General features: G+C 45.0%; 14 protein-coding genes. 11 read left to right on the top strand and 3 right to left on the bottom strand.

Annotated elements, in window-relative coordinates; all coding sequences use genetic code 11:
* The first annotated feature begins 2 nt into the window (after window positions 1–2).
* From AB4Z50_RS06610 to AB4Z50_RS06570, 9 genes are all read left to right on the top strand, one after another.
* The gene (locus tag AB4Z50_RS06610) at window positions 3–416 is read left to right on the top strand and encodes a phosphoglucomutase (RefSeq protein ID WP_441877155.1); all 414 of its coding nucleotides are present in this window, start codon (window positions 3–5) and stop codon (window positions 414–416) included.
* The gene (locus AB4Z50_RS06605; protein WP_441877152.1) at window positions 417–1439 is read left to right on the top strand and encodes a DUF2793 domain-containing protein; all 1023 of its coding nucleotides are present in this window, start codon (window positions 417–419) and stop codon (window positions 1437–1439) included.
* A gap of 12 nt (window positions 1440–1451) precedes the next feature.
* Entirely contained in the window at window positions 1452–1946 is a 495-nt protein-coding gene (locus tag AB4Z50_RS06600) for a tail fiber protein (RefSeq protein ID WP_441877149.1), read from the top strand.
* A 3-nt stretch (window positions 1947–1949) separates the two neighbouring features.
* Window positions 1950–2567 carry a putative phage tail protein gene (locus tag AB4Z50_RS06595; RefSeq protein ID WP_441877146.1) on the top strand — a complete coding sequence of 206 codons (618 nt, stop codon included), beginning with the start codon at window positions 1950–1952 and terminating at the stop codon, window positions 2565–2567.
* 4 nt (window positions 2568–2571) lie between these two features.
* Window positions 2572–4101, top strand: coding sequence for a pyocin knob domain-containing protein (locus AB4Z50_RS06590; RefSeq protein ID WP_441877143.1), 1530 nt, complete (start codon window positions 2572–2574; stop codon window positions 4099–4101).
* A gap of 13 nt (window positions 4102–4114) precedes the next feature.
* Entirely contained in the window at window positions 4115–4552 is a 438-nt protein-coding gene (locus AB4Z50_RS06585; RefSeq protein WP_441877140.1) for a hypothetical protein, read from the top strand.
* Window positions 4552–4716, top strand: a complete 165-nt coding sequence (locus tag AB4Z50_RS06580; protein ID WP_441877137.1) for a hypothetical protein — start codon at window positions 4552–4554, stop codon at window positions 4714–4716. The genes AB4Z50_RS06585 and AB4Z50_RS06580 overlap by 1 nt, the downstream gene beginning before the upstream one ends.
* A gap of 138 nt (window positions 4717–4854) precedes the next feature.
* The gene (locus AB4Z50_RS06575) at window positions 4855–5391 is read left to right on the top strand and encodes a phage holin family protein (RefSeq protein ID WP_441877134.1); all 537 of its coding nucleotides are present in this window, start codon (window positions 4855–4857) and stop codon (window positions 5389–5391) included.
* On the top strand, window positions 5384–6070 hold the full coding sequence (locus AB4Z50_RS06570) for a peptidoglycan recognition protein family protein (RefSeq protein WP_441877131.1): 687 nt from the start codon (window positions 5384–5386) through the stop codon (window positions 6068–6070). The genes AB4Z50_RS06575 and AB4Z50_RS06570 overlap by 8 nt, the downstream gene beginning before the upstream one ends.
* 40 nt (window positions 6071–6110) lie before the next feature.
* On the opposite strand, the gene AB4Z50_RS06565 is transcribed toward AB4Z50_RS06570, so the two are convergent.
* A complete protein-coding gene (locus tag AB4Z50_RS06565; protein WP_441877128.1) occupies window positions 6111–6488 on the bottom strand; it encodes a PH domain-containing protein in 378 nt (125 codons plus the stop codon).
* A gap of 179 nt (window positions 6489–6667) precedes the next feature.
* Here AB4Z50_RS06565 and AB4Z50_RS06560 point away from each other — a divergent pair, with 179 nt between their 5' ends.
* A complete protein-coding gene (locus tag AB4Z50_RS06560) occupies window positions 6668–6829 on the top strand; it encodes a sporulation protein YjcZ (protein WP_179089868.1) in 162 nt (53 codons plus the stop codon).
* Window positions 6830–6967: 138 nt separating this feature from the next.
* Here AB4Z50_RS06560 and AB4Z50_RS06555 read toward each other — a convergent pair whose 3' ends face one another.
* Together AB4Z50_RS06555 and AB4Z50_RS06550 are read right to left on the bottom strand one after the other, a co-directional pair.
* Complete coding sequence (locus AB4Z50_RS06555) at window positions 6968–10213, bottom strand: LamG-like jellyroll fold domain-containing protein (protein WP_441877125.1); 3246 nt, start codon at window positions 10211–10213, stop codon at window positions 6968–6970.
* A gap of 297 nt (window positions 10214–10510) precedes the next feature.
* On the bottom strand, window positions 10511–11296 hold the full coding sequence (locus tag AB4Z50_RS06550) for an HAD family hydrolase (protein ID WP_441877122.1): 786 nt from the start codon (window positions 11294–11296) through the stop codon (window positions 10511–10513).
* Window positions 11297–11556: 260 nt separating this feature from the next.
* Here AB4Z50_RS06550 and AB4Z50_RS06545 point away from each other — a divergent pair, with 260 nt between their 5' ends.
* A complete protein-coding gene (locus AB4Z50_RS06545; protein ID WP_441877119.1) occupies window positions 11557–12624 on the top strand; it encodes an ABC transporter ATP-binding protein in 1068 nt (355 codons plus the stop codon).
* Window positions 12625–12626 lie beyond the last annotated feature (2 nt).

The raw sequence follows: 12626 nt of genomic DNA, 5'->3' as shown, positions 1-12626 counted from the left end.
CTATGCGATATCCTGCGGAGGTAGATCAATTTACGGTGAAGCTGAACAAAAAGGAAGGCAGCGAGCTGTACGTTATAGAAGAGCAGCTTTCCGTTCTTGGAGGGGTATTTGAGGGAGACCTTGCACATGATGACATACGCAAGGACAGCATTCAGGTCTATACAGGACCCGGCTTATCGGGTGAGAAGATACAGAATTATTTTCTGACTGTACCGGCTGAGACGCCTTGGAGGCTCCGAATTAAGCTTTTTGCGCAAGCTGAAGCTGTCTTTGTTACCTACGAGACGCCAGGCGATCGGGTGGAAGCAGCAGATATTAATGATTTGCAGGTGAGTATTTCTGCAACGCAATTAGAAATGGAAAGATACAAGAAAAGTGGAAGTATCGATGGCGGATCATTTTTGAGGAGGAATTAAATGTCACAGACGATTCAGATCAAGCGTGGAACAAAAGCAGAGCTAACTGCATTCGGTGCTTTATTGGCTGGCGAAATGGGATTTTGCACAGATACGAAGGAAGTTTATGTCGGTGATGGTACAACAAATAGCATGGTAGGTCGCGCGTTATCCGGCACAGAAGCAGCTAGACCAGCCGCAGCAGCCATGGGTAGGTTGTATTACGTGAGCAGCGGTACAAACAATGGATATTTGTATGCTGACGACGGTACCACATGGAGAAGAATCAATGCGCAGAAGCTTACCGATTTGACAGGAACGCTGGATGATATTTCAGAAGGTGCCACCTATGCAAAGGTGCTAAAAGCTAACGTTACAAGCGGCAATGTAAATAAGGTGTCCGATGGTGTGAACGTGAAAACAGCTGCTGAGATTAAGACGCATCTGGACGATCCAACTAAGCACAGGCTTATTAATGATGCGGGCTTGGCTATCACCGATTTGTGGTCAGCGCAAAAGATTAGAAATGAAATTGAGCTGGCGAAGCATAACATCGAGCCGCAAGCTTCGGTTAAGGATAAGGACTTAGTGACCCCGCCAGCTTCACCTGTTTTGGCGGATCGTTATTTGATTCCTGCAGGCGCAACGGGCGTGTGGGCTTCGCAAGTCAACAAAATTGCCGAGTGGAACGGTACTGCTTGGGATTTATACACGCCGCAAGTAGGATGGACATGCTACATCGATGATGAGCAGAAGATTTTTAGCTGGAACGGTAGCGCATGGGTACGAACTGGCGGTGCGCTTCAGACGATTACAGCTGGCAGCGGACTTACAGGCGGAGGGCAAGCCGATACCGTCACCCTTAGCGTTGGAGCGGGGAACGGGATTGCGGTTGCAGGTGCAGCAGTTAGCGCAAAAGCTGGCAAAGGTGTGCTCGTTAATGCGACAGGCATAGAAGCGAATATTGATGCAGACAGCATCGTTTATGATGCCGCGAACGGAAATCGCTTAAGGGTTGCCGTCATTGATGGCGGTACGTTCTAAGGAGGCGAGCAGATGCCAAGAAAAGTACTCATTCAATTGAGGCGGGGTTTGGAAACGAGCATTGGGCTGCTTGAAGTCGGTGAACTAGGGTACTGCACAGATACCCAGAAGCTGTACATCGGTACAGCAGGCGGGAATATTGTGCTTGCTGCAGCGCAGGCGACGGGCGACATGCTGAAAAGCATTTACGATACGAACAACAACGGAAAGATCGATAGTGCAGAAGCAGCGGACAGCGCGCCTTGGGCTGGTATTAGCGGCAAACCTGTAAGTTTTGCCCCGGCTGCGCATGCTCACGCGGCTGCAGATATTACCTCGGGTACCGTTGCCGTGGCCAGATTGCCTGCTGCATCGGTAACTGCTGCTGGTGTTGTTCAATTAACCAATGCGGTTAACAGCACGAGTGTTGTACAAGCGGCGACGGCCAATGCGGTGAAACTCGCTTATGATCTAGCCAGCGGAAAGCTTGGACCGGGAGTAACCTGGAATCAGCTAAAGGGGGTGTAGGTATTGTCCTATAGTCTAGCTTTATTTGGAGAACAGACGTATGGGGAAGATAGGGACGACGGGGAGGAGGCTCTCCATACGGAAATAGATCTCATGAAATATTTGCCTCCCTATTATTATGAAATCGTAGAAATGCTAGCTATTCAATCTAAGCTTGGCGGCGAAATAGGGGAGCAGGCTGAGGCAATTGAAACGGCATTTGATCAATATTTTGTACATTCGGCTACATGGGGACTGACGCGCTGGGAAAATGTGCTTGGACTGAAAAGCGACTCCTCTTTGCCGGATGCTCGACGACGCGAGAGTATTTTAGCCAAGCTGCGCGGAGCTGGTACGACGACTAAGGTTAAAATTATCCAAACAGCTATCGCTTTCTCTGGCGGTGAGGTGAATGTAGTTGAATATCCGGCAGAGAGTCGTTTCGAGGTCGTATTTGTCGGGACGAAGGGGATTCCGCCCAATATGGCTGGCTTTATTCAAATGCTAGAGGATATTAAGCCGGCTCATTTAGCTTTTGCATTGAAATACACCTATACAGTGTGGAATCAGATAGGAACAATGACATGGAATCAAGCGCGAAGCAAGACATGGAGTGAATTAAGAGTTTACGAGGGAGTGTGAAAATATGCAAACGACAGGGAATTTAGGATTAAAAAAACCGGAAGGAACAGATGTTGTCGATATTGCGGATTTGAATGGGAATGCGGATATTTTGGATGCGGCTGTTAGTAACAAAGTAGATAAAGTGGCTGGGAAGCAGCTATCTACAGAGGACTATACGACAGCGGAGAAAACGAAGCTGGCAGGCGTTGCTACTGGGGCTAATGCATATGTGCATCCGGCTAATCATCCTGCATCCGTTATTACTCAGGATGCGAGCAGCAGATTTGTGACTGACGCTGAGAAAACGGCTTGGAACGCTAAGGCGAGCACGGCTGTAGCTACCACTTCCGCAGCTGGTCTTCAGTCTGCGGCTGATAAGGTGAAGCTGGATGGGATTGCGGCTGGGGCAGGAAGCGTAAATAGTGCAACGGATCCCGTAATAGGTACACGAACGATTGATGATACGATAACAGCTGCAGCGGGTGCAGACACACCTACACGGTTATGGTCGAAGTTGGCGAATATGATTAAAGGTGTGACAGGCTCTGGTAACTGGTACACGCTGCCTTCGATGACGATTACCGCAATTATTACCGCGCTAGGTTTGAAGGCGAATAGCGCAAGTCCTGTGTTAACAGGTACTCCTACTGCACCGACAGCAGCTATGGGCTCAAACACAACACAAGTTGCTACGACAGCATTTGTACAGCAAGAGATAACTAACGACCTTGCTACGGTTGCGCCACCAATGAGTGGAGTAGCCACTGCAGGTAATAGCTTAAAGTTAGCACGGGAAAACCACGTACACCCGACGGATACAAGTCGCGCACCACTTGCAAGCCCAGCATTTTTTGGGACGCCAACAGCGCCAACAGCTGTAATAGGAACAAATACCACGCAAATCGCAACTACTCAATTTGTAAGAAGTGCTTTAGGTACTATTTTGAATGCTGGAACAAATTTGGATACTATAACTAATCCAGGGCGTTACGATGTATCTGGTGCACTTAATAGACCAAGTGGTGCATCGGATTGGATATACTTGGATGTAATTGTTCACTCAAATACACCAAATTACTGCAAGCAAATTTCATATGATTTTTATAGCAATTTATCATGGGCTAGGACGAGATATGGAAGTGCTTGGACAGTTTGGTCACCGTTACAGACAAGCGAAATTGTTGCAGGGACGGGTGAGCAATTCTATTCAAGGATTGATAATGTAGATAGATTCTCTGGCAATCCAACTTATTTTCAGGCGCCTTATGATGGTATTTATACAGTTACGTCAGAATCCACTCAAATGGGAGATTCAGGAGTTAGACCATATTTTCTCCTTACTAATACCCAAGCGATTGATTACAATGGATATATTACTTACGAGACAACTTCTCCTGCAAATGGTGGGAATAACTATGGATATGCAACTACTGTAGTCAACTCACCAAAACTATTTGCTGGTCAATTGCTAAAAATTGAGTTGAAAAATGGTGGTTGGCAATCAATGTATAGAAATGTAAAAATAACTGGAACTCGATCTGTAAAAGTATAAGGAGGTAGAAAAAATGATAAATTATGACGATATGATATTAGATGCCGATCAAGCAGACATAGATATATTTCTTTCGAAAATAGTGTCTTCATATACAATCCATGCATATAATCAACCTTTTAACGGGAAACAGTCAGAAAACATTAACGGTGTTGAGGAAACAGTTTATTACGTTTTAAAAGTTAATACTGTAGAAACAATACAAACCACTTCCGATGCGGGTGGTGCGCTTACTTTAGCTAACGTTGACGAGGAAGTGATGCTTATGAAAAACCGTATCGTTCGAGGTTTACTTTACCAAAACTATGGGGTTTCAGAGGACGAAATGAAAAACAATGAACTTAAACATTCTTTTAGACTCTCTGTTTTTGAGGAAGAAAATACAGCACTTAAGACAAGAGTTGCTGATATTGAACTCTCTCTTATTGAGTTGTTCGGAGGTGCGAAATGATGTTGAATTTTAAAGTTCGAATATATGCAAATGGAACTAATACGAGGTATAACAACGGAGAAGGTACACCGGAAGAAATCATTTCAACTTATGCCTTATCCGATATTGATTTTGTTAAAGTTCTTAAAGCTTTCTATGAAATACGTCCGGATCTTGCAGGATGAATAAGGGCTAGATTGACTTATTATCGTTATATAATGAAGTAGAATGCTTTAGGGAATAAACTACTATAGTTTCATTACCATGGACATGAGTTTAACCCGTTCTTTCTCGTATTCAGAAATTCCAGAAAGGAGCTTTCCATGTACAAACAATTCCTATCCCAATATCTATCAGAAGGAAAGCTCACCGCAGCCGCGGTGGGCGCTTTTTTTGCCCCTGTGATTGATTCGATTTATGGAGGAGGTCGATTAATTCCAATAGCGCTTCTAATAGCAGTTATCGTACTGGATTGGATAACAGGCATTGCCGCTTCACATAAAGACAAGACATACTCCTCCGAGTATGGGATGTTTGGGGTACTTCGTACCCTTTTTCTTTTGGCATTACCCGTCCTAGCCAAGCTGCTGGACTCTATGCTCAGCATGCCGGGGCTGTTCTTTTACGCCATTACGCTAGGCATCATTTATCACACATGGCAGTCTTTGACCGCCAACGCCTACAGAGCGGGCTGGGAGAAGTGGATTCCTAAATCGGTCATCGAGCATATTGATAGTGAGCTGAAAGCGAAGGTAGAGCGAGCGACAAAGCGAGGCAGCAGCCCAGATATAATTAACGATTCTGATCAATCTATTAATAACGAATCTACTACGAATAAAAGGAAGTCCAACAATGGCTAATTATACAATCAACCACATCCCCCCATCCACCCCCAACAATCGCCGCCCAGGCCATTTGCTTTTGCCGCAATTTATTACCATTCACAACACAGGCAACCCTACCAGCTCAGCGAGAAACGAAAGGGCGTGGCTCACGAACCTGACTAATAATCGCACCGCATCCTATCATCTTGTTGTGGACGAGCATGAGGTCATTGAGTGTTTGCCGCTGAATGAGAATGCGTGGCATGCGGGCGACGGGAGCGGCGCTGCAAGCGGGAATCGAACATCGATAAGCATTGAGATTTGCGAGAGTGGAGACTATGAAAAAACACTTTCCAATACTTGCGAATTAGCAGCAAAGCTACTGAAGCAGTACGGCTGGGGAATCGATCGCCTGCGTCGCCATTACGATTGGAGCGGGAAAATTTGTCCAAGATTGATGTACGATAATGGCAAATGGACAGGATGGGACCATTTCAAACAGAAGGTACTGGAGAAAATGAAACGGCCAACCGACAATCGAAAATCAGATCTGAATCTATCAGAAGCAGAACAAAGGCTTTTAATTAACACCCTCGGACAATTTAAGGATCAAAAGCTTCTACAAGACACCAAATGGAGGGAGAAAGCGGAGCAAGGTACGTTAACGCTCTCGGAACTGGCATGGCTGAATACAATGATACTCTCGCGAAAATAAATGAACCCCGCCGACCTTTAAGGTCTGCGGGGTTCATCATTTATTTTAAGACATATTCAGCTAAAACCTTCTGGAGATCGTAGATGTTCAGGTTTTTGTTGAATGTTTTTTGGATGGGCGCGACGCTGCCTGATATCCAAATCTTCAGCTCGGCATCCAGATCATAGTTTCCGGCTGTTTCGATGCTGAAATGAGTAATGCTTTTGTAAGGATAGGAATGAAAATCAATTTTTTTGCCGGTTATTCCTTGTTTATCAATGATGATGAGGCGTTTGTTCGTAAAAATGAACATGTCGCGAATCAGTTTGTACGCTCTTTCTACATTCTCCGATCTACTGAGCAAGTTGCCAAATTCTATTTGCGCCTCATCAGGATTTACTTCAGAGGCGTTCCCCATTAATGCGTCCAAAAAGCCCATTTTAACACCATCCCTCTAATTCCATATGTACCTAAAAAAGGTTCCTTCGTTTACTTTATGCGCAGACAAGCAATAATAGATGGCTTTTTTAGGCATCTGCTCATTTCCTGCAAAAGCCCATACACTTTTGCCCCAGAATCATAGGATACTGTGTAAGTTAACAAAAAGGAGATGAACAAATGAGCTATGGAGTAGCAGGTGCTAATGTAGGTCCTGGAAACTGCGCACCTTACCCAGTTGCAGGAGTAGGCGTAGGCTGCGGCGGTGGCGGATTCTCAAGTATTGGATTTATTCTTGTCCTTTTTATCCTTCTTGTCATCATTTCTCGTTCTTGGCTGTAAGCCATAATTAAGCCAAAGCGTAAACGCAAGGCTTTCCAAACGCTTTCTAACTAAATGAAAGTATAATAACATCCCCATAGGCCTGAGCCATGGGGATGTTATAGTTTATCATATGGGACAAGTTGCTAATGATACTTATTATTCTACAATGGAGCGAGCGACGAGAATAAGATCTAATAGATCGATGACACCGTCTTTGTTAACGTCAGCTTGTTTAATTTGTTCCCAATCCGCTGAGCCTTCGCGTTTGCCGTAATGAATAACGATGAGGGCCAAATCCGAAATGCTGACTTTGCCATCTTGGTTTTGATCGGCAGGGTTTGTCGTTTCTTTTGGCGTTACTTGGATATTTAATGTGTATGGAGCAGCATTAACTTCAGTTTCGCCGTTTGAAATTAAGATCGAATCCGCAGTCACTTTACCTGTAGTAACCGTTTGTGTTTCTTTTGCTTTAAAAGTAAGCTCCACAACCTGTTTACTGCCGGTAACCGCGTTTTCTACCCCTTCACTAGCAAGAATGAGTCGGATTTTGCCCTTCTCATCATGGATGGTATTCACAATTTGGACCTTTTCAAGAAGTGAACGGCTAGCTACATATTCAAATGCATTCGGGTCATAGTTAAATGAGATATCTTGTGCATAAACGTTGTCCGAAACATCATTCAAGCCTAGCTTAATCGTAAAGGTTGAACCGGATACGACAGACGTCTTTCCTTCCAATACAGCAGTTGGACCGGATATTTCTGTCTCTTCTTCTTTAACGGAAGCGGTGAAATTAGGCAATGACTCTGTTCCTTGTCCACTTGCGATCATCGCTTGATGAAGCACCGCAGATGCACCGTTATTTTGGGACTGCGTTACTAACCGTACAATAGGCTGATCCGGCGAGATGGCGGAATCTGCTGCGAGGACGATTCTTGTTTTTCCATTGGCACTTTCATTTCGTAATACGGTAACGCCAGCTTGAAGCGGCTTAATCGATTGAACAGTCAGATCGCCAGTCTCTAATTCGATATCCAAGGCTTTAGCATCTGTGTTCAGATGACTAACGGCGAACTCATAACCTTTTAATTGTTTAGAAGTGGTGTCAACAATTTTGGTTAACTGGAGATTCGGAGCATCCGGTTTGTTCTGATCCTTCTGAGGGACGAACATACCATCAATCGTCTTGGAATCGCCAATCGGAGAATCGACCTCCAGTGCAGCTAATATCGTTGCAGCAATATCCTTCGTTGTTCCTCCTTGCAAAAGCTTCTCCTTACCTACATCCGTTGCAATCGTTCTTCCGTTTGCTGCGATAAATACCGTTTTGGCAAGCGGCGAATCTTGTCCATGGGCAGTAGCGCTGCCGAGCGTATGATCTGCGTTTTCTGTGCCGCCGCCATGATCGGCTGTCATTAGAATAAGCGTATCGTCCAGCAGGTTTTTGCTGCCGAGCGAGTCATAGATCGTTTTTACAAGGTTATCTGTTTCCATAAGTTTTGCATAATAATCCTTCGTATAGAAACCGAGCGAGTGTCCGACACCGTCCACATCATCCAATTGGAAGAAAATAAGGGATGCATCGTATGCTCTGCCGTCTGCCGCATATTTTGCAAAAGCATTTACGTTTGCTTTATCGCCCGCAGAATATCCTTCGGCACCAAGGGACGGTTCGATATGTCCATTAATGATGTTGGACCAGGTTGTGAAGGCAGCAAGCTTAGTCTCCGGGAATTGTTCACGCAATTTTTTGAAGACGGACGGGTAAGGCGATGTTTCACTATAGGTATTATTTGCGCTAATCGTATTGTCAATTTGATGCTTGCTGTAGTCCACACCATTTAACATGGCACCCCAGTTTGGAGATGAAACGGTAGGCAGCGTCGTTGTGACGGAATAACTAGCAGCACCTTTCTCGATGATGCCGCGCAGTGCGGGCAGATTTAATCGGTCGCCTACCGTTTCCTTCACAGAGCTTGGCGTTTCCCAGTAGGGCGCATCCTTCGATACCGACATGCCGGCACCGTCAATGCCGATTACGACAACTCGTTTGTAAGGCATATATTTTACTTTATCAGCAATATTGGTTAGTTCTTGAACGGACTTCCCTTGAGCCAAGGCAACATCACCAATCGTAATATGACTGTCTTTGTTAATATCTTCAGATGCTTTTGTTTTAATCTGAACAGTTTGCGCAGGCGTGTTCAACGTTTCCTTCACATATTTATTACCGCCTACAAAAAACTCAGCAGAGGTCACTTGAATCGTGCCTTGTCCACTTGCATCCTTTGCAAAAAAGTAAACATTGGACAGTGTAGATGACGCGAATTCTAAAGGGTTGGTTTTGTTATATACGCTTCCAGCTGGGAGCTCCAGCTTAACGATGCCTGGTGTTGAAGTGTCTACTTTCGTTGCTTTCGTTGCACGTGAGAATGTGAATTTGCTGCTGTCATAGGCAATTTCTACGCTCGCGCCGTCGATCGCGGTTGTCATGGAAGGGGTGCGCAGGTCGAGCATCTGCCTAAATTCTGTGCCAGGAGCTGTGGCTGTTGCACCTACGAATTTTAGCGTGCCATTGAATTTATCGCTGACTACAATGGGCGGAGCACTATTGAAAATTTCTGTAACCTCTTCAGGGGTGATTGCACGATTCAATATGAGAACCTCATCGAGCTGTGCTTCCAAAGCTGCAGAATATTTGCCAGTGCCGTCATTGCCGAGCATTGTGGAAAGACCAGAATCGATCGTTCCTGTGCGGCCGGTAATGCTAATTGCACTTGCGATATTATTGAATTTGGTTCCGTTCGACGTAGAGACTGCAACAGGCACGCCATCTTTATAAAAATCTACGCGTCCGACGGTACGGTCATGCGAGATGACGATATGGTGCCAGCTCCCATTAGCAACGTTTGGAATATCAGCATCAATGCGTGTTCCGCCTGCCGTATTGAAATTCCATCTTAATTTCTTATCGGAATGAAGAGAAAGGTTGTAGCCAACATTAGCTCCGCTGTTCCAGTCTTTATTGGATAAAATGGAAGGATCGGAATCTACGCCGGAGGACTTCACCCAGAAGGAGAAGCTGAAGCTTTTATCGACTCCGAATTGGAGTTGTGATGGCTTGCCCAGATTTACGTATTGTTTATTGGCACTAGTTGAACTTAATGAAAGGGCTTGTCCGATTCTACCGGGAACGTAAGTAGGAGTGCCGACGATGTCAGCCGTGAGATTGTTTGTGGAACTATCAGCGGCATTGTTCTCAAAGCTGAATTTTGCATGAAGGTCGGCATTCACGACAGCTGCAAAAGCAGTTTGGCTGAGCGGAACAAATCCTCCTGATGCGGTAATTAATGTAACGGCAGCAAGCGTGGATACAAATGCTTTTTTTATCGTCTTATTCATGAATAATAACCTCCAATTTTTCGAATGGGTGTCTCGTGAAATCGAATAGGGGACAGTAGATTTACTTTTATGGCATATGGGCCATAATCCAACATCCTTCCCACACATAGATTAAAAACAAAACAAATAATGTCATTAAATAATGTGATTAATTGTTTTTGTGTGTTTTTGATTCTTCTTTATCATAAGGTTGTGTTGTTAAACAGGTGTAATCGGAATATGAAGAAATTACTAAAAAGAGGCTCCACCTCGTCGAAACGACAAGGTGGAGCCTCTTTTTATAGTAGTAAGAACAACTTATAGAGGAAGCAGCGCTTCAATATCTCTCAAGGATTGAATTTCAAAAGTTGGACGTGCGGCACCTTCTGGCAGCTGCTGTCTCGATCGATTTAGCCAGGCGCTTGCTATACCGGTTCGGCTCGCCCCCAAAATGTCGGTAAACAAATTATCTCCTACCATTAGACATTGCTCTGGTTTTAGCCCCGCGAGATTCATCGTGTGCTCGAAAATTTGCGGAGCCGGCTTGCCGCAGCCGACTTCTCCAGAAATAACGATATGGGGAAAAAAATCGGATAAACCGTTGATGCCATAGAGCTTCTCTTTCTGTAAATCAGGTGTTCCATTGGTCAGCAGCATAAGCGGGTATTTTGCAGATAATGCTTCGAGCACCTCAAATGTTTCTTCATATACATAAGGGCGCTTGCGCCGCTCGGCTGGAAACTGTTCAGCAAGCTTGACTGCAAGGTCTTCATCGTGGATGCCGAGCTCTTGTAGTCCTCTCTCCCAAACGTTTTTACGGAAAGCAGGTGCTGCCTCTTTCATTAATTGCAGCTCTGCTGCTTCTCCATCATCAAACCGAGCCCACATCGCTTCCATCGCAGTTACTTCAATATTCGCTAAGTAAGCGTAACATTCCAATTCACGAAATACAGAATGAGCAGATCGAATGATAGATTGCTTTAAAAGTCCTATTTGTAAACCTAATGCTTGCTCGGCTGCTTCGCATGTCGCATCGAGTGCCTCGTCTGTACTTTTCTCATCCCAAATCAGCGTGTTGTCTAAGTCGAAAATAATCGTTGTCATAAGTGTAGTACCCGTCCTTTTTTTAGTTTGTTGTCTTTGCTAAAGAAATGAAAAAAAGGTTGTTGCACATAAAATACAGCATTCGGATCTTTAAAACAACTTAAAACCATAATAAAAGCAATTAAACACACAATCTTTACTTGTGTTTGACACTCACTTAACAAATCTATTTTAAACTGCTAATAGATCAACGATGCAAATGCTTTAACTTCATAATACCGTTCTTGAACGATTATTACGAGAACACAAGGAGAATGAGAATGAAAAATGAAGGATTAGCGATTAATGGTATTCGCAAGGCATTTGGCAGCTTTCAAGCACTCCATGATGTCAGCGTTCATATTCCGAAAGGGAAATTCACATGTCTGCTCGGCCCAAGCGGCTGCGGCAAGACGACATTGCTGCGTATTATCGCAGGTCTTGAACAGACTGATGCCGGCACCGTAATCCTTGATGGAAATGATATTACGACGCAGCATACGTCCAAACGCAACTTTGGCATCGTTTTTCAATCGTATGCGCTATTTCCAAATCTAAGCGTGAGCGACAACATTGGCTACGGTCTCAAAGGGAAACAGCCGAAGCGTCAAATTGAAGAACGTGTGAAGGAGATGCTGGAGCTCATTGGACTGACTGAGGTGAGGGATCGGTATCCAGCACAGCTCTCCGGAGGCCAGCAGCAGCGGGTGGCGCTCGCAAGAGCAATCGCCTTATCGCCTGATATTTTATTGCTGGATGAGCCGCTTTCTGCGCTTGATGCGAAGGTGCGGGAGAAGCTGCGCGAACAGCTATGCGAGCTGCAAGAGCGGCTTGGCATTACGACGGTTATGGTTACGCATGACCAAGAGGAAGCGCTGACGATGGCGGATCAGATTGTCGTCATGGATCAAGGACGGGTTGTCCAAATTGGCACGCCGCAGGAGGTATATGACAAGCCGAATACGCCTTTTGTCGCTGATTTCATTGGAGCTATTAATTTTTTTCCTGTAGGAACAGAAAGATGGATGGGGGCAAGCCCAAATGATTTGTTAGCTATAAGGCCGGAACATATCCAGATTGATGAGGAAAAGCATACGGGCGGCCTATCTAATGATAGCGGAATTAGCGGATTTGTTCAGCATGTGGAGTTTCGTGGCGCATTCTATCGTGTAAGCTTGCAGCTAGCGAATGAACACGGGAATCATTCAGACATAAGCGTAACGGTAGATATATCAGCGCAAATAGCTAATCGATTTGAATGGTCGCGCAATAAGCTGTTTCATCTTCAAATGCCGCAAGAGCGTATGCTTCATTATCCTGCGGCAATCGCTGGGAACGTGGGGAGGTAGAG

It is taken from the genome of Paenibacillus sp. 2TAB26 (assembly GCF_052115145.1).
Lineage (GTDB): Bacteria > Bacillota > Bacilli > Paenibacillales > Paenibacillaceae > Pristimantibacillus.
This window is presented reverse-complemented; position numbering and strand designations above follow the sequence as displayed.

Coding starts and splice junctions, on each gene's coding strand:
- AB4Z50_RS06610 (WP_441877155.1), top strand. CDS start 3: ATGCGATATCCTGCGGAGGTAGATCAATTTACGGTGAAGCTGAACAAA.
- AB4Z50_RS06605 (WP_441877152.1), top strand. CDS start 417: ATGTCACAGACGATTCAGATCAAGCGTGGAACAAAAGCAGAGCTAACT.
- AB4Z50_RS06600 (WP_441877149.1), top strand. CDS start 1,452: ATGCCAAGAAAAGTACTCATTCAATTGAGGCGGGGTTTGGAAACGAGC.
- AB4Z50_RS06590 (WP_441877143.1), top strand. CDS start 2,572: ATGCAAACGACAGGGAATTTAGGATTAAAAAAACCGGAAGGAACAGAT.
- AB4Z50_RS06585 (WP_441877140.1), top strand. CDS start 4,115: ATGATAAATTATGACGATATGATATTAGATGCCGATCAAGCAGACATA.
- AB4Z50_RS06580 (WP_441877137.1), top strand. CDS start 4,552: ATGTTGAATTTTAAAGTTCGAATATATGCAAATGGAACTAATACGAGG.
- AB4Z50_RS06575 (WP_441877134.1), top strand. CDS start 4,855: ATGTACAAACAATTCCTATCCCAATATCTATCAGAAGGAAAGCTCACC.
- AB4Z50_RS06570 (WP_441877131.1), top strand. CDS start 5,384: ATGGCTAATTATACAATCAACCACATCCCCCCATCCACCCCCAACAAT.
- AB4Z50_RS06565 (WP_441877128.1), bottom strand. CDS start 6,488: ATGGGCTTTTTGGACGCATTAATGGGGAACGCCTCTGAAGTAAATCCT.
- AB4Z50_RS06560 (WP_179089868.1), top strand. CDS start 6,668: ATGAGCTATGGAGTAGCAGGTGCTAATGTAGGTCCTGGAAACTGCGCA.
- AB4Z50_RS06555 (WP_441877125.1), bottom strand. CDS start 10,213: ATGAATAAGACGATAAAAAAAGCATTTGTATCCACGCTTGCTGCCGTT.
- AB4Z50_RS06550 (WP_441877122.1), bottom strand. CDS start 11,296: ATGACAACGATTATTTTCGACTTAGACAACACGCTGATTTGGGATGAG.
- AB4Z50_RS06545 (WP_441877119.1), top strand. CDS start 11,557: ATGAAAAATGAAGGATTAGCGATTAATGGTATTCGCAAGGCATTTGGC.